At 55.4% G+C, this 18344-nt stretch carries 17 protein-coding genes; 12 read left to right on the top strand and 5 right to left on the bottom strand.

Annotated elements, in window-relative coordinates; genetic code table 11:
* The 4 genes from ogt to uspE all read left to right on the top strand — a co-directional run bounded on the left by ogt (position 1) and on the right by uspE (position 2841).
* A complete protein-coding gene (gene ogt, locus KGP24_RS10810; protein WP_223563298.1) occupies positions 1-516 on the top strand; it encodes a methylated-DNA--[protein]-cysteine S-methyltransferase in 516 nt (171 codons plus the stop codon).
* Between the two features lie 183 nt (positions 517-699).
* Positions 700-1452 carry a fumarate/nitrate reduction transcriptional regulator Fnr gene (gene fnr / locus KGP24_RS10805; RefSeq protein WP_006174991.1) on the top strand — a complete coding sequence of 251 codons (753 nt, stop codon included), beginning with the start codon at positions 700-702 and terminating at the stop codon, positions 1450-1452.
* Positions 1453-1598: 146 nt separating this feature from the next.
* Positions 1599-1781, top strand: a complete 183-nt coding sequence (locus KGP24_RS10800) for a hypothetical protein (protein WP_223563297.1) — start codon at positions 1599-1601, stop codon at positions 1779-1781.
* A gap of 109 nt (positions 1782-1890) precedes the next feature.
* A complete protein-coding gene (gene uspE / locus KGP24_RS10795; RefSeq protein WP_023335478.1) occupies positions 1891-2841 on the top strand; it encodes a universal stress protein UspE in 951 nt (316 codons plus the stop codon).
* Between the two features lie 62 nt (positions 2842-2903).
* Here the strand turns inward: uspE and pntB are convergent, their stop codons facing one another.
* Positions 2904-4292 (bottom strand): Re/Si-specific NAD(P)(+) transhydrogenase subunit beta, encoded by a 1389-nt coding sequence (gene pntB, locus KGP24_RS10790; RefSeq protein WP_032668239.1) that lies wholly within the window; start codon positions 4290-4292, stop codon positions 2904-2906.
* Between the two features lie 10 nt (positions 4293-4302).
* Entirely contained in the window at positions 4303-5832 is a 1530-nt protein-coding gene (gene pntA, locus KGP24_RS10785) for a Re/Si-specific NAD(P)(+) transhydrogenase subunit alpha (protein ID WP_223563296.1), read from the bottom strand.
* Positions 5833-6367: 535 nt separating this feature from the next.
* Between pntA and ydgH the strand changes: the two genes are divergently transcribed.
* The 3 genes from ydgH to folM all read left to right on the top strand — a co-directional run bounded on the left by ydgH (position 6368) and on the right by folM (position 9642).
* On the top strand, positions 6368-7312 hold the full coding sequence (ydgH, locus tag KGP24_RS10780; protein ID WP_024909331.1) for a DUF1471 family protein YdgH: 945 nt from the start codon (positions 6368-6370) through the stop codon (positions 7310-7312).
* Between the two features lie 185 nt (positions 7313-7497).
* Positions 7498-8880 (top strand): amino acid permease, encoded by a 1383-nt coding sequence (locus KGP24_RS10775; protein ID WP_223563295.1) that lies wholly within the window; start codon positions 7498-7500, stop codon positions 8878-8880.
* Positions 8881-8919: 39 nt separating this feature from the next.
* Positions 8920-9642: a dihydromonapterin reductase gene (gene folM / locus KGP24_RS10770; protein ID WP_223563294.1), complete on the top strand. Its 723-nt coding sequence runs from the start codon at positions 8920-8922 to the stop codon at positions 9640-9642.
* Here the strand turns inward: folM and KGP24_RS10765 are convergent.
* Positions 9639-9974, bottom strand: coding sequence for a GlpM family protein (locus KGP24_RS10765; RefSeq protein WP_028017326.1), 336 nt, complete (start codon positions 9972-9974; stop codon positions 9639-9641). The genes folM and KGP24_RS10765 overlap by 4 nt on opposite strands.
* Positions 9975-10102: 128 nt before the next feature.
* Here KGP24_RS10765 and rstA point away from each other — a divergent pair, with 128 nt between their 5' ends.
* From rstA to tus, 4 genes are all read left to right on the top strand, one after another.
* Positions 10103-10819: a two-component system response regulator RstA gene (gene rstA, locus KGP24_RS10760; RefSeq protein WP_021241154.1), complete on the top strand. Its 717-nt coding sequence runs from the start codon at positions 10103-10105 to the stop codon at positions 10817-10819.
* Positions 10820-11063: 244 nt separating this feature from the next.
* Complete coding sequence (locus KGP24_RS10755) at positions 11064-11324, top strand: hypothetical protein (protein WP_223563293.1); 261 nt, start codon at positions 11064-11066, stop codon at positions 11322-11324.
* A 109-nt stretch (positions 11325-11433) separates the two neighbouring features.
* Positions 11434-12732 (top strand): two-component system sensor histidine kinase RstB, encoded by a 1299-nt coding sequence (rstB, locus tag KGP24_RS10750; protein ID WP_033145344.1) that lies wholly within the window; start codon positions 11434-11436, stop codon positions 12730-12732.
* A gap of 73 nt (positions 12733-12805) precedes the next feature.
* Positions 12806-13735 (top strand): DNA replication terminus site-binding protein, encoded by a 930-nt coding sequence (gene tus, locus KGP24_RS10745; protein WP_223563292.1) that lies wholly within the window; start codon positions 12806-12808, stop codon positions 13733-13735.
* Here tus and fumC read toward each other — a convergent pair whose 3' ends face one another.
* Both fumC and fumA read right to left on the bottom strand, forming a co-directional pair.
* Positions 13736-15130 (bottom strand): class II fumarate hydratase, encoded by a 1395-nt coding sequence (gene fumC / locus KGP24_RS10740; RefSeq protein ID WP_223563291.1) that lies wholly within the window; start codon positions 15128-15130, stop codon positions 13736-13738. It lies immediately after the preceding gene.
* 136 nt (positions 15131-15266) lie between these two features.
* A complete protein-coding gene (fumA, locus tag KGP24_RS10735) occupies positions 15267-16913 on the bottom strand; it encodes a class I fumarate hydratase FumA (protein WP_032640060.1) in 1647 nt (548 codons plus the stop codon).
* A gap of 199 nt (positions 16914-17112) precedes the next feature.
* Between fumA and manA the strand changes: the two genes are divergently transcribed.
* Complete coding sequence (manA, locus tag KGP24_RS10730; RefSeq protein WP_223563290.1) at positions 17113-18288, top strand: mannose-6-phosphate isomerase; 1176 nt, start codon at positions 17113-17115, stop codon at positions 18286-18288.
* Positions 18289-18344: the final 56 nt, after the last annotated feature.

The following is an 18344-nucleotide window of genomic DNA, read 5'->3' as shown; positions in this document are numbered from 1 at the left end:
ATGCTGAGATTACTCGAAGATAAGATTGCTACGCCGCTTGGGCCGCTGTGGGTGATCGCGGACGAGCAGTTCTGCCTGCGCGCCGTCGAATGGGAAGAGCATAGCGACCGCATGGAAGAATTGCTCAATGTTCACTACCGCTCGCAGGGGTATGAACGTATTCGCGCCACCAACCCGGGTGGGCTGAGCGACAAGCTTGCGGCCTACTTCGAAGGCGATCTCAGCATCATTGATACTCTGCCGACCGCCACGGCTGGCCCCCCTTTTCAGCGCGAAGTATGGCAGGCCCTGCGGTCGATACCGTGCGGGCAGGTCATGCATTACGGCCAGCTCGCGGAGCAGCTAGGCCGCGCAGGAGCCGCACGTGCAGTGGGTGCCGCGAATGGCTCTAACCCGATCAGCATCGTGGTGCCCTGCCATCGCGTCATTGGCCGTAACGGTACCATGACAGGCTATGCCGGTGGCGTGCAGCGAAAAGAGTGGTTGCTGCGTCACGAAGGGTATCTCCTGCTCTAGCTCCCAGGCTTTTTGTGCTTAATTTTCTACCGGTTAGGCTAAAAATCCATAATCAAGCTGTGGAATTTCAAGAAGATGGAGACACGTTGCCGTCTCTTGCTCTTATTGAGGGTTTGTCAGGCTTACGTACTTACCAAAAAGATGTTAAAATTGACCAATATCAATTAAGGCTTGAGCAAACCTATGATCCCGGAAAAGCGAATTATACGACGCATTCAGTCTGGCGGTTGTGCTATCCATTGCCAGGATTGCAGCATCAGCCAGCTCTGTATCCCGTTTACCCTGAATGAGCATGAACTCGATCAGCTTGATAATATCATCGAGCGCAAAAAGCCTATTCAGAAAGGGCAGACGCTGTTTAAAGCGGGAGACGAACTGAAATCGCTCTATGCTATCCGTTCTGGCACCATCAAAAGCTACACCATTACCGAACAGGGTGATGAGCAGATCACCGGCTTCCATCTGGCGGGTGACCTGGTAGGCTTTGATGCCATTGGTACGGGCCATCATCCGAGCTTTGCTCAGGCACTCGAAACCTCAATGGTTTGCGAAATCCCGTTTGAAACCCTGGACGATCTGTCCGGTAAGATGCCTAACCTGCGTCAGCAGATGATGCGTCTGATGAGCGGTGAGATCAAAGGCGATCAGGACATGATTCTGCTGCTTTCCAAAAAGAATGCAGAAGAGCGCCTGGCCGCGTTTATCTACAACCTCTCCCGCCGCTTCGCCGAGCGTGGCTTCTCGCCGCGTGAATTCCGTCTGACGATGACGCGTGGCGATATCGGTAACTACCTGGGTCTGACCGTGGAAACCATCAGCCGTCTGCTGGGCCGTTTCCAGAAAAGCGGGATGCTGGCCGTTAAAGGTAAATACATCACTATCGAAAACGGTGAAGCGCTTGCCGTTCTTGCCGGGCACGCCCGCAACGTAGCGTAACTCTCCGCATGTAGATGACCAGACTGATAAATTCTTGTGGTTTATTGGTCTGGTATAATCACTTCCGTTTCAAGAAATTTTCACCGTAGCACGTCCCCACACAGCACCCAAAAGGTTCTCGTTGAGGTTATGAATTGAGAGAAAGTTTGTTTTTCATTTCAGTCGTGATTGCCTCAGTGACCTTTATCTTCATCTGGATCATGCTTGTTGGCCCGATGAAGGGGGAGGAAAAAACCTACGTACAGGATTCCACGACCTTTGCGATAGCGGTGATGGTGCTGCTGTTTATTGCGTTTGTTGCGGTAACGACCACGGTGCTTTTCCTCTGATAAATTTTCATGAATTATTGATCTGGCAAAACTTCCCCTCTGTTTCATTCAGGATATATAGGTTACTCTTTTAATTACAGACTGTGGTGACAGTAGTAAGGAGACCTGTATGGCCAAGTATCAAAACATGCTGGTAGCAATCGATCCGAATCAGGACGATCAGCCGGCATTACGACGTGCTGTGTATTTACATCAACGGATTGGTGGCAAAATCAAAGCGTTTTTGCCGATCTATGACTTCTCGTATGAGATGACCACCCTTCTGTCGCCTGACGAGCGCACCGCTATGCGTCAGGGCGTCATCAGCCAGCGTACCGCGTGGATCCGTGAACAGGCGAAGTATTACCTGGAAGCGGGCGTGCCCATTGATATTAAAGTGGTCTGGCATAACCGACCTTTCGAAGCCATCATCCAGGAAATTGTCGCCGGTGGGCACGACCTGCTGCTGAAGATGGCTCACCAGCACGACAAGCTGGAATCCGTGATCTTCACCCCGACCGACTGGCACTTGCTGCGCAAATGTCCTTGCCCGGTCTGGATGGTGAAAGACCAGCCGTGGCCTGAAGGCGGGAAAGCCGTTGTGGCGGTAAACCTCGCGAGCGAAGAGGATTACCACAATTCGCTGAATGAGAAGCTGGTGAAGGAGACCATCCAGCTTGCTGACCAGGTGAATCATACCGAAGTGCACCTGGTGGGTGCCTATCCGGTCACCCCGATTAACATTGCCATTGAGCTGCCAGAATTTGACCCGAGCGTCTATAACGATGCGATCCGCGGTCAGCATTTGCTGGCCATGAAGGCGCTGCGCCAGAAATTCAGCATCGATGAGAAAATGACCCACGTGGAAAAAGGGTTGCCTGAAGAGGTGATCCCGGACCTGGCGGAACACCTGCAGGCGGGGATTGTGGTGCTGGGCACCATCGGCCGGACAGGTATTTCGGCCGCCTTCCTCGGCAATACCGCCGAACAGGTGATCGACCATCTGCGCTGCGATCTGCTGGTCATTAAGCCAGATGAATACCAGACGCCGGTTGAGCTGGACGATCCGGAAGACGATTGAGCCCTGACGCCCGGGAATAAAAAAAACCGCCGAATTCGGCGGTTTTTTCGTTTCAACGCAACTTACAGCGCTTTCAGAATCGCATCCACGCTGGCTTTAGCATCGCCAAACAGCATGTGGGTGTTCTCTTTAAAGAACAGCGGGTTCTGAACCCCGGCATAGCCGGTATTCATGGAGCGTTTAAACACAATCACGTTCTGCGCCTTCCACACTTCCAGAACCGGCATACCGGCGATTGGGCTACCTGGATCGTCCTGTGCAGCAGGGTTAACGGTATCGTTAGCACCGATGACCAGCACGGTGTCGGTGTCGGCGAAATCATCGTTGATCTCATCCATTTCCAGCACGATGTCGTAAGGCACTTTCGCTTCCGCCAGCAGCACGTTCATGTGGCCTGGCAGACGCCCTGCCACCGGGTGAATACCAAAGCGAACCTTGATGCCCCGCGCGCGCAGCTTCTCGGTGATTTCCGCAACCGGATACTGCGCCTGCGCCACCGCCATGCCGTAGCCCGGGGTGATGATCACGGAGTGCGAGTTTTTCAGCATGTCTGCGGTATCTTCCGCAGAAATTTCACGGTGCTCACCCACTTCTTCATCCGCACTGGAAGAAGACCCATCGGTCCCGAAACCACCGGCGATAACGCTGATGAACGAGCGGTTCATCGCCTTACACATGATGTAAGACAGGATCGCACCGGAAGAGCCCACCAGCGCACCGGTGACGATCAGCAGGTCGTTGCTCAGCATAAAGCCTGCCGCCGCTGCCGCCCAACCGGAGTAGGAGTTCAGCATCGAGACAACCACCGGCATATCCGCACCGCCGATGGACGCCACCAGATGCCAGCCGAATGCCAACGCGATGATGGTCATTACCAGCAACGCCAGCACCTGCAGGCCCACGCTTTCGGTACGCACGAAGACCACCAGCAGTACAAACGACACCACCAGCGCCGCAAGGTTAAGCTTATGACGGTTTGGCAGCATCAGCGGCTTAGAGGAGATCTTCCCGCGCAGCTTGCCGAACGCGACAATGGAGCCGGTGAAGGTCACCGCACCGATGAAGATACCGAGGAACACTTCCGTCAGGTGGATGTTCACCAGAATCGGTTCCAGGCCCGGTTCGTGATACAGGTAGCTGTTGAAGCCCACCAGCACCGCCGCCAGACCCACGAAGCTGTGCAGAATGGCAACCAGCTCCGGCATCTCGGTCATTTCAACGCGTTTTGCCAGGCGAATACCAATCGCGCCGCCGATGATCATCGCTACCAGGATCCACGCCACGTTGCCGGTATCCGGCCCGAAGATGGTGGCAATCAGCGCAATCGCCATCCCGGCGATACCAAAGTTATTACCCTGCTGAGACGTTTCGTGTTTGGAAAGCCCCGCCAGACTGAAAATAAACAGGATTGCAGCAACAATGTATGCGGCTGTCACTAATCCTCCAGACATATGCTACCCCTTAGCCTTTACGAAACATTTTCAGCATGCGCTGAGTCACGGTGAAACCACCGAAAATATTGATACTGGCAATCAGCACCGCGATAAAGCTCAGGAAGCTGATCCAGCCGCCGTGACCAATCTGCAGTAACGCCCCCACCACGATGATCCCGGAGATGGCGTTGGTTACCGACATCAGCGGCGTATGCAGCGCATGGGAGACGTTCCACACCACGTAGTAGCCTACGACGCAGGAGAGCGCGAAGACGGTAAAGTGGCCGAGGAACTCTTTTGGCGCAACGTCAGCCAGCCAGCCGAACAGAATAATCACCAGCGCCAAGATCGCGTATTTGCGCCACGGAGAAGCCGGTTTTGCGGGTTCTTTTGGCTCAGGCGCCGCTTTCGTTGCCGCCTGAGGCTGAGCAGAAACCTGAATTGGCGGCGCAGGCCAGGTAATTTCACCTTCACGGACCACGGTGACGCCGCGCACCACCACATCGTCGAAATCAACGGTGACGTTGCCGTCTTTCTCTTTACAAAGCAGCTTCAGCAGGTTGACGAGGTTGGTGCCGTAGAGCTGAGAGGACTGCGTAGGCAGACGGCCCGGCAGATCGGTGTAGCCGATCACCTTCACGCCGTTAGCGGTCGTGGTCACCTGATTCGCTACGGTATATTCGCAGTTACCGCCGTTTTGGGCGGCAAGGTCGACAATCACGCTGCCCGGCTTCATGGAGTCAACCATCTCACGGGTAATCAGCTTCGGCGCCGGTTTACCCGGGATAAGCGCGGTAGTAACAATAATGTCGACGTCTTTCGCCTGCGCGGCGAAGAGTTCCATTTCGGCTTTGATAAAGGCTTCGGACATTACCTTCGCGTAACCATCGCCGCTGCCTGCTTCTTCCTTGAAGTCCAGCTCAAGAAATTCGGCGCCCATACTCTGGACCTGTTCCTTTACTTCAGGACGGGTGTCAAAGGCGCGTACGATAGCGCCCAGGCTGTTTGCCGCACCGATTGCGGCAAGGCCCGCCACGCCCGCGCCGATCACCATCACTTTCGCCGGAGGGACTTTACCCGCGGCGGTGATTTGACCGGTAAAGAATCGACCAAATTCGTGGGCCGCTTCAACAATGGCGCGGTAGCCGGCAATGTTTGCCATGGAGCTCAAGGCATCCAGCGACTGCGCACGCGAAATGCGCGGCACGGAGTCCATCGCCATCACGGTCACGCCACGGGCCGCCAGCTTCTCCATCAGCTCCGGGTTTTGCGCAGGCCAGATGAAGCTCACCAGGGTCGTCCCCGGATTCAGCAGCGCAATCTCACTCTCTTCCGGTGCGTTTACCTTCAGAATTACCGGCGACTGCCAGACGTCAGCACCGTCGACCACTTCCGCGCCAGCCTGGATAAAGGCCTCGTCATCGAAACTCGCCAGTTTGCCTGCGCCGCTTTCAACCGCGACCGTAAAACCCAGTTTAAGCAGTTGCTCCACCGTTTTCGGTGTTGCCGCTACGCGGGTTTCATTGGCTAACCGTTCTTTTGGTACCCCAATACGCATAGTTTTCCCTTCCATCGGTTTTTGATGATGGTTTATCGATAAATGCCCGCGGTTTGTATCAATTTTCGCCATCGCGCGAGCGACGAGAGATGATTAACCCCGGAAAATAAAACAGTAACAAACTGTCTATAACCTACTGAAAATAGCGCCCGTGATCTACCGCCAGAAAACACTATTTCTTACTTTATCTGTGAAAAATAAGCGATCGGCGTCACTGACAGTGATATTTACCTTAAATTCACTGCCAGAACCGATAAATCGCGTAAGCGAAGCGGTAAAAACATGATATAGCGCCATAAGAGAACAACTTATTAACATTAAATTAACTTGTAAAAGTCATATGCTTTATCAGTTTTACTTGTCAAACGCGTGTTTTTTCAACATATCACTAAATGTTATCTAATTCGGTGATTCAGTAAGCACAGGCAGTGAAAAATGGCGCAGACAGCGACGGGTTTTAAATGCAATAATCGGGACCGTCTCAAATTAACAACAATACCAGTACATGGTTTGCGCAAGGCGAAGGATCATTTTTATGAAGCTTAAGAACACACTCCTGGCGTCCGCACTTCTTTCCGCGACCGCCCTGTCTGCGAATGCCGCAACAGAGTTAACGCCGGAGCAAGCGGCAGCGTTAAAACCTTTTGACCATACGGTCATTGTGGGTCGTTATAATTCTATTGGCGACGCCGTCGCCGCGGCATCAAAAGCTGCTGATAAAAACGGGGCAGCCTCGTTTTATGTCGTTGACCAGTCCGATTACGGCAACAGCGGTAACCAGCGCGTGACCATTGCGCTGTTCAAAGACAATGCGCCAAAAGCTGACGCACCGAAAAATCGCGTGATCAACGGTGTTGTTGAACTGCCGAAAGATCAGGCAATTGAGCTGGAACCTTACGACACCGTCACCGTTCAGGGCTTCTATCGCAGCCAGCCTGAAGTTAACGATGCCATTACCAAAGCCGCGAAAGAGAAAGGGGCCTACTCTTTCTTCATCGTGCGTCAGGTCGATGCTAACCAGGGTGGCAACCAGCGCATTACCGCGTTCATCTATAAAAAAGATGCGAAAAAACGTGTTCTGCAGAGCCCGGATGCCATCCCGGCGAATTCAGAAGCAGGCCGCGCGGCTATAGCAAAAGGCGGCGAAGAAGCGAAGAAAGTTGAAATTCCAGGCGTAGCAACGACGGCGGCCCCAAGCGCTGAAGTGGGCCGTTTCTTCGAAACGCAGTCCACGAAAGGTGGCCGTTACTCCGTTACGCTGCCTGACGGTACCAAAATTGAAGAGCTGAACAACGCCACTGCAGCGCAGATGGTGCCGTTCGACAGCATCAAGTTTACCGGCAACTACGGCAACATGACGGAAGTCTCTTACCAGGTCGCGAAGCGTGCGGCGAAGAAAGGGGCGAAGTACTACCACATCACCCGCCAGTGGCAGGAACGTGGTAACAACGTGACCATCAGCGCCGATCTGTACAAGTAACAAAATCGTTTACGAAAGGCGGCGCGATGCCGCCTTTTTTTGTTACTTTTTTTGAATTTCTGCCCCACGTCATTGCATGCTTTCGTTACACTCCGTAAAATCCCGCGCCTTAGTGTGATCCACCATTTTTATGCGCCTGAGCGAAATAATTATTCTGGATTTTGACCTTTCATAACAGGAAGCCAATGGAAAAGAAACTTGGCCTGAGTGCTCTGACTGCACTCGTTTTAAGCTCAATGCTGGGTGCGGGCGTATTCAGTTTGCCGCAAAATATGGCGGCCGTCGCCAGCCCTTCCGCGCTCATTATTGGCTGGGGCATTACGGGTATCGGAATACTGCTGCTGGCCTTCGCCATGCTGCTGCTCACCCGCATTCGCCCGGACCTGGACGGCGGCATTTTCACCTATGCGCGTGAAGGTTTCGGCGAGCTGATTGGCTTCTGTTCCGCATGGGGATACTGGCTGTGTGCCGTTATCGCCAACGTCTCCTACCTGGTTATTGTTTTCTCGGCGCTCAGTTTCTTTACCGATACGCCTGAGCTGCGCCTCTTTGGCGACGGGAATACCTGGCAGTCTATTGTGGGCGCCTCGGTGTTGCTGTGGTTCGTCCACTGGCTGGTATTACGTGGCGTACAAACGGCCGCCAGCATCAACCTGGTGGCGACGCTGGCGAAACTGGTTCCGCTCGGCCTGTTTATCGTTCTGGCCTTTATTGCGTTCCGTCTGGACGTATTCAAGCTCGATTTCAGCGGCGTTGCGCTGGGCGTTCCCGTCTGGGAGCAGGTGAAAAACACGATGATGATTACCCTGTGGGTATTCATCGGCGTTGAAGGCGCGGTCGTGGTTTCTGCTCGCGCCCGGAATAAACGCGATGTGGGCCGCGCTACGCTGCTGGCCGTACTGGCTGCGCTCGGGGTCTATCTGCTGGTGACGCTGCTGTCGCTGGGCGTGGTGGCACGTCCTGAGCTGGCGGAAATGCGTAACCCGTCAATGGCAGGCCTGATGGTGAAAATGCTCGGCCCCTGGGGCGACGTGGTAATTGCCGCAGGGCTGATCGTCTCCGTCTGCGGCGCATACCTGAGCTGGACCATCATGGCGGCTGAAGTGCCGTTCCTGGCCGCAACGCATAAGGCGTTTCCACGTCTGTTCGCCCGTCAAAACAACAACAGCGCGCCGTCGGCATCGCTCTGGCTGACCAATATCAGCGTTCAGGTCTGTCTGGTGCTGATCTGGCTCACAGGTTCAGACTATAACACCCTGCTGACCATCGCCTCGGAGATGATTCTGGTACCCTATTTCTTAGTGGGTGCGTATCTGTTAAAAATTGCCACACGACCGGCGCATTATGTCGTAGGTGTCGGTGCCTGTATTTACGGCCTGTGGTTGTTGTATGCTTCCGGGCCTATGCATCTGCTGCTGTCGGTAGTGCTGTACGCACCGGGTCTGCTGGTGTTTATCTATGCCCGCCGCACGCATCAGCTGGAGAACGCGCTGAAACGCCGTGAGATGGCATTAATTGGACTGTTACTGGTTGCTGCCCTACCGGCAACCTGGATGTTAATGGGATAGCGTCGCCTTTCCCATTGTTGAACTGTAAAGGAGAATACGATGGGAAATGCACCGCTTCGCCCAATACTGATTACCGGCGGAGGCCGCCGTATCGGCCTCGCCCTCGCCCATCACTTTCTCAACCTTCGCCATCCGGTCATTGTCAGCTACCGTACGGAATACCCGTCGATTGAAGGGTTACGCAAAGCCGGGGCGGTCTGCATTCAGGCTGATTTTTCAACCGATGAAGGCATTCTGGCTTTCGCGGAAAAGGTAAAATCGATCACGACGGGACTGCGCGCCGTTATCCATAACGCCAGCGCATGGCGTGCCGAAAAACCCGGCACGTCACTCAGCGAAACGCTCTCCGCCATGCTGCAGATCCACGTCAATGCTCCTTATCTGCTTAACCACGCACTGCAGGATCTGCTGCGCGGCCATGGGCACGCGGCGGGCGACATTATTCACTTCACCGATTATGTGGTGGAGCGCGGCAGCGACAAGCACATCGCCTACGCGGCCAGTAAAGCCGCACTGGATAATATGACGCGCTCGTTTGCCCGCAAGCTCGCGCCCGAGGTGAAGGTGAACGCCATCGCCCCGGCGATGATTTTGTTTAACGAAAACGATGATGCGGAGTATCGCCAGCAGGCGCTAAATAAGTCGCTCATGAAAATCGCTCCGGGCGAGAAAGAGGTGATCGACCTTGTGGATTACCTGCTCACCAGCTGCTACGTCACCGGCAGAACCTTTGCCGTGGACGGCGGCCGCCCGCTGCGCTAGTGAAAGCGGCTCCAGAAGAAAATTAACACCCAGGCGCTGAGTCCCCAGCAGACCACCGCCCCGCTCAGCGCCAGGGGAAGACGCAGAAAACCGGTGAAATACCACAGCGAAAGCAGGTAGAGAAAATACGGAATGATAGACCACATGCCAAACACGATGGTCGTACGTAACGCTTCCGTACCCCGCTCAGAAGCCACAATATAGTGAGCAATCAGCGCAAAGGTCGGGAAAAGCGGGATCAGCCCGGCAATGTAGTAGTTTTTCGTTTTTGCCAGAATGCCAATCAGTAACACCACCAGCGCGCCCAGCGCGGCCTTGATCACCAGCCCCATACTTTTCCCTATAACAATCAAGTAACAATATGAGCCAGAATAACGGAACCGGCGTTAATTTTGAAAGATTAATGGAAGGTTAAGGTTCCGCGGTGTATGTTGGCTTTTTTCACGAAAACAGACGCTGTATGAATAAGATTGTTTATGTTGAAGACGAACCAGAGGTCGGGCAACTGATCGCCGCCTATCTGGGTAAACATGATATGGACGTCATTGTTGAACCTCGCGGCGATCGTGCCGAAGAGGTGGTCGTCCGTGAAAACCCGGATCTGGTGCTGCTGGATATCATGTTGCCAGGCAAAGACGGTATGACGCTCTGCCGTGACCTGCGCGCCCGGTGGGAGGGCCCTATCGTCCTGCTCACCTCACTGGACAGCGATATGAACCACATTTTGTCGCTGGAGATGGGCGCCAATGACTACATTCTGAAAACCACACCGCCTGCCGTCCTGCTTGCCCGCCTGCGTCTGCATTTACGCCAGCATGCCAGCATCGAACGGGAAGCGCCCGCGCCGTCTCTGACGCCGCACAAAGCGATGCGCTTCGGTACGCTGTCTATTGACCCCATTAACCGCCAGGTGCTGCTCTCTGGCGAGCTTATCGCCCTCTCCACCGCAGATTTTGACCTGCTGTGGGAGCTGGCAACGCACGCCGGGCAAATCATGGACCGCGACGCGCTGCTGAAAAACCTGCGGGGCGTGAGCTATGACGGAATGGACCGCAGCGTTGACGTGGCGATTTCGCGTCTGCGCAAAAAGCTGCAGGATAACGCTACCGAGCCCTACCGCATTAAAACCGTGCGTAACAAGGGTTATCTGTTTGCTCCGCACGCCTGGGAAACCTGATTCCGTTATCTGGTTAGCATAACATGCGCGAAATGAAGGGATTAGACAGCTATGCCCTCTTTCGCGCCTTTATTTATCCGTTTGCGCAACAATTAACTTGCTAAGCACGCGAACTATTCCATAATTAAAACTACTCCTTTCTTCGCCCGTACCGCCCCGGCTACATCCGTCTTTTTATCCACCGTGAAGCTCTCACGAAACATCGCTCATGAAATCTTGAAATGAGGATTTAAGCTCATGCATTATGTATAGCTACTATGAAGTAGAGGCCATCAAAACCAATCTTGAATGGATTGTTAATCAGGCAGCGCTTGGCCATCCCTCACCCTCACGCGCCGATCAAAAAGCGCTCTTTGACCTCCTTGAACTCATCCAGTCTTTCGAAATTCTTCTGGATTTAATTAACGAATTTGGGACTGCCGTGATTGATACGCACATTGCGGAATGCCTGGCCGTAACGGAAACACTCATCGCCAAGGTAAAAAAAAGCGCGCACGCGATGTAATGCGCTCTGCCCCGACTGAGATGACGGGTTCCACACGCTAAAAGAGACATGAAAACGCCGTAGGTTTTTCATGTATATTCTGCATGTATTGTTTTTTCGGTGAGATCCAATGAAAAAGCTGTTTGTGCAGTTTTATCTTTTGCTGTTTGTCTGCTTCCTGGTCATGACCATGCTGGTCGGGCTGGTCTATAAATTCACCGCCGAACGCGCCGGCAGGCAGTCGCTGGACGATCTGATGAAAAGCTCGCTCTATCTGATGCGCAGTGAGCTCAGAGAAATCCCGCCGCACGACTGGGCGAAAACCCTCAAAGAGCTGGATCTGAATCTGTCGTTCGATTTACGCATTGAGCCATTAAAAGATTTTGAGCTGGATCCGCCCGCCATGCAGCGTCTGCGCGACGGGGACATCGTCGCGCTGGATGAGAAATACACCTTTATCCAGCGCATTCCGCGCAGCCATTACGTGCTGGCCGTCGGGCCGGTGCCTTATCTCTATTATCTGCACCAGATGCGTCTGCTGGACATGGCGCTGATGGCCTTTATCGCCATTTCGCTCGCGTTTCCGGTCTTTATCTGGATGCGCCCACACTGGCAGGACATGCTGAAGCTGGAATCCGCCGCGCAGCGTTTTGGCGAAGGACATTTTACCGAACGCATTCACTTCGACAGCGGTTCCAGCTTCGAACGCCTGGGCGTGGCCTTTAACCAGATGGCCGATAACATCAATGCCCTGATCGCCAGCAAAAAGCAGCTGATAGACGGGATTGCGCACGAGCTGCGCACGCCGCTGGTTCGCCTGCGCTATCGTCTGGAGATGAGCGAGAATCTGACGGAAGCGGAGTCTCAGGCTCTGAACCGCGATATCGGCCAGCTTGAGGCGCTGATTGAGGAGCTGCTGACCTACGCCCGGCTCGATCGCCCTCAAAACGAACTTAACCTCAGCACGCCAGATCTGCCCGCGTGGCTACAAACCCATATCGATGATGTCCAGAGCGTGAACCCACAGCGCACGCTGTTAACGCGGGTCACGCCAGGTGATTACGGCGCACTCGATATGCGCCTGATGGAGCGCGTGCTGGACAATCTGATGAACAACGCCATGCGCTACAGCGAAAGCACGCTACAGATTGGGCTGGATTTGCAGGGCAATCAGGCCAGCCTGACGGTGGAGGATGACGGACCGGGGATTGCCCCGGAAGCGCGAGAAACCGTATTTGAACCGTTTGTCCGCCTCGACCCCAGCCGCGATCGCGCCACTGGCGGATGCGGCCTGGGGCTGGCGATCGTCTACTCTATTGCTCAGGCGATGGGCGGCACGGTGCATTGTGAAGAGAGCGAGCTCGGCGGCGCGCGCTTCTGCTTTAGCTGGCCGGTGTACCATAACATCGCCCTTCCCGTCCCTGCCTGACCTAAACCGCACGCTGGCCTGACCCGGCGTGCTGTGCTATATGATAAGTATGTTGTAACTAATGAGGGTGTTTATGGCGACCTACGATCTCATCGAACGGCTGAACAGCACGTTTCGGGAAATAGAACACGAGCTACTGACCCTGACAGAACGTTTGCAGACTTGCCGCCTGCTGGCCGCGCGCGTCTTTACCCTGCCCGAGGTAGCTAAAGGGGCTGAACACGACCCGCTGGACACCATCGAGGTTGAACAGCACATCGGCAGCGCCGCCCTTGAGCTGGCGCTGAAGCACTATCGTCGCCTGTTTATCCAGCAGCAGTCAGAAAACCGCAGCAGCAAGGCGGCCGTGCGTCTGCCCGGCGTGATCTGCCTGCAAACCGATGCGACAACGCGCGACGCGCTGGAAAGCCAGATTACCCATATCAACACCCTGAAAGCAGCATTTGAAAAGATCGTTACCGACGAGTCCGGCCTCGCCCCTGCCGCCCGGTTTGAATGGGTGCACCGCCAGCTTCCTGGGCTGATTACCCTGAACGCCTATCGCACGCTGACGGTACTGCGCCATCCCGCCACGCTGCGCTTCGGCTGGGCGAATAAGCACATCATTAAAAACTTCACACGGGATGAGATTCTGGCGCAGCTGGAAAAGAGCCTGAAGACGCCGCGCACCGTCGCTCCGTGGTCGCGTGAGCAGTGGATTGAGCGCCTCGAGCAGGAGTACCACAGCATCGCCTCGCTGCAGCCGGATACGCGCCTCAAGATAAAGCGCCCGGTGAAGGTTCAGCCTATCGCCCGCGTCTGGTATTCCGGTCAGCAAAAACAGGTGCAGTATGCCTGCCCAACGCCGCTAATTGCGCTTTATGATGCCGATCGGGGGGCCATCGTGCCGGATATTGGTGAGCTTTTGAATTACGATGCGGACAATGTTCAGCACCGTTACAGGCCTCAGGCGCAGCCGCTACAGCTGATTATTCCGCGGCTGCACCTGTACGTGGCGGGATGATTATTTCAGGCTGCCGACCATCGCCTCCGGGCGAACCCAGGCGTCGAACTCCGCCTCCGTCAGATAGCCCAGCGCCAGGGCGGAGGCTTTCAGCGTCAGCCCCTCTTTATGCGCTTTTTTAGCGATCTCAGCGGCCTTATCGTAGCCGATATGGGTATTCAGCGCCGTCACCAGCATCAGGGATTCATTGAGCAGCTGGCTGATACGTTCGCGATTCGGCTCAATCCCTACCGCACAGTGCTCGTTAAAGCTCTCCATCCCGTCCGCCAACAGACGAATCGATTGCAGAACGTTATGGATCACCATCGGGCGATAGACGTTCAGCTCGAAGTTGCCGTACGCACCGCCCAGGTTGACGGCCACGTCGTTGCCCAACACCTGACAGCAGAGCATGGTCACGGCTTCGCACTGTGTCGGGTTGACTTTACCCGGCATGATTGAGCTGCCCGGCTCGTTTTCCGGGATGCTGATTTCACCGATGCCGCAGCGCGGACCCGAGGCCAGCCAGCGCACGTCATTGGCGATTTTCATCAGCGAGGCCGCCAGCCCTTTCAGCGCGCCGTGGGTGTGGACCAGCGCATCGCAGGTGGCCAGCGCTTCGAACTTATTGGGCGCCGTGACGAACGGCTGCCCGGTGATGTTTGCCAGTTCTTCCGCCACGCGCACCGCGTATTCTGGATGGGTGTTTAACCCGGTCCCGACCGCCGTCCCGCCGAGCGCCAGCTCCGCCAGATGCGGCAGGCTGTATTCAATGTGCTTCAGGTTATGTTCCAGCATCGCCACCCAGCCGGAAATCTCCTGGCCGAGCGTCAGCGGCGTGGCGTCCTGCAGGTGCGTACGGCCAATTTTGACGATGTCGCGGAAGGCCTGCGTTTTCTCGTTGAGCGTGGATCTCAGGACGTTGAGCTGCGGGATAAGCTGCTCGCGGATAGCGATGACCGCCGCCACGTGCATCGCCGTCGGGAAGACGTCGTTAGAACTCTGGCTTTTGTTGACGTCATCGTTCGGATGGACCTTACGCTCCATGCCGCGCACGCCGCCCAGCAGCTCGCTGGCCCGGTTCGCCAGCACTTCGTTCATGTTCATGTTGCTCTGGGTACCGGAACCTGTCTGCCAGATGGCGAGGGGGAATTCATCGGGATGCTTACCCGCCAGCACTTCGTCGGCGGCGTTGATGATGGCGGTCGCTTTGTCTGCCGTCAGCAGGCCTAAATCCTGGTTCACTTTCGCGGCGGCGCGTTTGGTGAGCGCCAGCGCCTGAATCAGCGAGACGGGCATTTTTTCGGTCGAGATACGGAAGTGCTCCAGCGAACGCTGGGTTTGCGCGCCCCATAGCTTGTCGGCCGGGACGTCGATGGCGCCCATCGAGTCTTTCTCATGGCGTACCGTGGTCATTACTTTCTCCTTGATAACAAAAGAAGGATTGCTCACATGCTTAAGGGATAAGTATTGATGACTTCTGAGAAACGGTATGGCGCTTTGTGCGCTCTTTTTGATGTCGGGTGGCGGCTACGCCACCCGGTTTTTTATCTTACTTCACGCACGCCGAACACTGGGACGACTGGATCTGCTTGAAGAAATCGTTGCCTTTGTCATCCACGAGGATAAACGCCGGGAAGTCTTCCACTTCAATTTTCCAGATCGCTTCCATACCCAGTTCCGGGTATTCCACGCACTCCAGGCTCTTGATGCTGCCCTGCGCCAGGACCGCAGCCGGGCCGCCGATGCTGCCGAGGTAGAAGCCGCCGTGCTTGTGGCAGGCGTCCGTCACCTGCTGGCTGCGGTTACCTTTCGCCAGCATGATCATGCTGCCGCCGTTAGCCTGCAGCTGGTCAACGTAAGAGTCCATACGGCCTGCCGTAGTCGGGCCTAACGAGCCGGACGCATACCCCTCAGGCGTTTTCGCCGGGCCTGCGTAGTAGATCGGGTGATCTTTAATGTACTGCGGCAGCCCTTCGCCGTTGTCCAGACGCTCTTTCAGCTTCGCATGCGCGATGTCGCGGCCCACGATAATCGTGCCGTTCAGGGAGAGACGGGTCGAAACCGGATACTGAGAAAGCTGCGCCAGGATCTCTTTCATCGGACGGTTCAGGTCAACGCGAACCGCTTCCCCCTCGCCCGCTTTACGCAGCTCTTCCGGGATGTATTTACCCGGGTTGTTTTCCAGTTTTTCGATCCACACGCCTTCGCGGTTGATCTTCGCCTTGATGTTGCGATCCGCAGAGCAGGACACGCCCATCCCGACCGGACAGGAGGCGCCGTGACGCGGCAGGCGGATCACGCGCACGTCGTGGGCAAAGTATTTCCCGCCAAACTGCGCGCCGAGGCCCAGGTTACGCGCCTCTTCCAGCAGTTCCTGCTCAAGCTGCACGTCTCGGAACGCCTGACCATGCTCGTTACCTTCGGTAGGCAGGCCGTCGTAGTATTTGGTTGAGGCCAGCTTGACGGTTTTCAGCGTGCTTTCCGCCGAGGTACCGCCGATCACAAAAGCAATATGGTACGGCGGGCAAGCCGCGGTGCCGAGGGTGCGCATCTTCTCAACCAGGTAGTTTTTCAGCTTGCCCGGGGTGAGCAGCGCTTTGGTTTCCTGATAAAGATAGGTTTTGTTGGCCGAACCGCCGCCTTTGGCGATACAGAGGAATTTGTACTCATCACCGTCGACGCTGTAGAGATCGATCTGTGCAGGCAGATTGGTGCCGGTATTGACCTCTTTGTACATATCCAGCGCCGCGTTTTGCGAGTAGCGCAGGTTATCTTCGGTGTAGGTGTTATAGACGCCGTGCGCCAGCGCCGCTTCATCACCGCCGCCGGTCCAGACGCGCTGGCCTTTTTTACCGACGATGATCGCCGTGCCGGTATCCTGGCAGGTTGGCAGAATGCCTTTCGCCGCGATATCGGAGTTACGCAGGAACTGCAGAGCTACGTATTTATCGTTTTCGCTGGCTTCCGGGTCGCTAAGGATATCGGCCACCTGCTGCTGGTGCGCAGGACGGAGCATAAACGAGGCGTCGTGGAAAGCGTGCTGCGCCAGCAGCGTCAGCGCCTGAGGATCGACCTTCAGAATCTCCTGTCCTTCAAATTCAGAGACGGAGACGTGATCGCGGGTTAACAGGTAATACTCGGTCCGATCCTTACTGAGGGGAAAAGGATCCTGATAATGGAAGGGTTTATTCGACATTGGTCTCTCACTTACTGCTTCGGTCTGTTTATTCAGGGCAGATGTTCCGCTGCCCGGCTTAAAAGCGAGTCAGCTTATCCTACACAATTTTTTAACAAAAACTGAGACTAGTACGACTTTTTACATCCACAGGTTACTTCCATGTGGTTTATTGCTTTAATACCCGGAGTGAATTCCTTAATTGAATCAGGGCTTGATAATGCAAAAACTCATTAACTCGGTGCAAAACTACGCCTGGGGAAGTAAAACTGCGTTAACGGATCTCTACGGTATCGCGAACCCGAACAACCTGCCGATGGCAGAACTGTGGATGGGTGCGCACCCGAAGAGCAGCTCAAAAGTTGAAGACGCCAGCGGCCAGGTACGCAGCCTGCGCGACGTAATAGACGCCGATAAAACCGCGCTGCTGGGTGACAAGGTCGCTCAGCGCTTCGGCGAACTGCCGTTCCTGTTTAAGGTGCTGTGCGCCGACAAGCCGCTCTCCATCCAGGTTCACCCGAACAAGAAAGCGTCTGAAATTGGCTTTGCGAAAGAGAACGCGGCGGGTATCCCGTTAGACGCCGCCGAGCGTAACTACAAAGATCCTAACCACAAGCCGGAGCTGGTCTTTGCGCTGACCCCGTTCCTGGCGATGAACGCGTTTCGCGAGTTTTCAGAGATCGTTTCTCTGCTGCAACCGGTCGCGGGTGCCCACAAGGCTATCGCCCACTTCCTTGAAAACCCGAACGCGGACGCGCTGAGCCAGCTGTTTGCCAGCCTGCTGAATATGCAGGGTGAAGAGAAATCTCACGCGCTGGCGGTGCTGAAAGCGGCTCTGGGCAGCCAGCAGGGTGAGCCCTGGGAGACTATCCGTCTGATCGCCGAATTCTACCCGGACGACAGCGGCCTGTTCTCCCCTCTGCTGCTGAACGTGGTGAAGCTCAACCCGGGCGAAGCGATGTTCCTGTTCGCTGAAACCCCACACGCCTACCTGCAGGGCGTGGCGCTGGAGGTAATGGCTAACTCCGATAACGTGCTGCGCGCGGGCCTGACGCCGAAATACATCGATATTCCTGAGCTGGTTGCCAACGTGAAGTTTGTGGCGAAACCTGCCGCGGAGCTGCTGACTCAGCCGGTGAAAAATGGCGCTGAGCTGGACTTCCCGATTCCGGTTGAGGATTTTGCCTTCTCCCTGCACGACCTGAGCCAGGCCGAAACCGCCATCGCACAGGAAAGCGCCGCGATTCTGTTCTGCGTGGAGGGCGAAGCGACGCTGCGCAAAGGCGAACAGCGTCTGGTGCTCAAGCCCGGTGAGTCAGCATTCGTTGCAGCCAGTGAATCACCGGTCAGCGTAAGCGGCACCGGTCGTCTGGCGCGCGTTTTTAATAAGCTTTAAGCACTTACTGAATTTTTTAACAACTCTTGCTAAGCTAGTTGCAGGCTTAATATCTC

Source organism: Enterobacter sp. JBIWA008 (assembly GCF_019968765.1).
In the GTDB taxonomy this organism is placed as follows: domain Bacteria; phylum Pseudomonadota; class Gammaproteobacteria; order Enterobacterales; family Enterobacteriaceae; genus Enterobacter.
The sequence above is the reverse complement of the archived record's forward strand: the minus strand, read 5'-3'. Positions and strand labels throughout refer to the sequence as shown.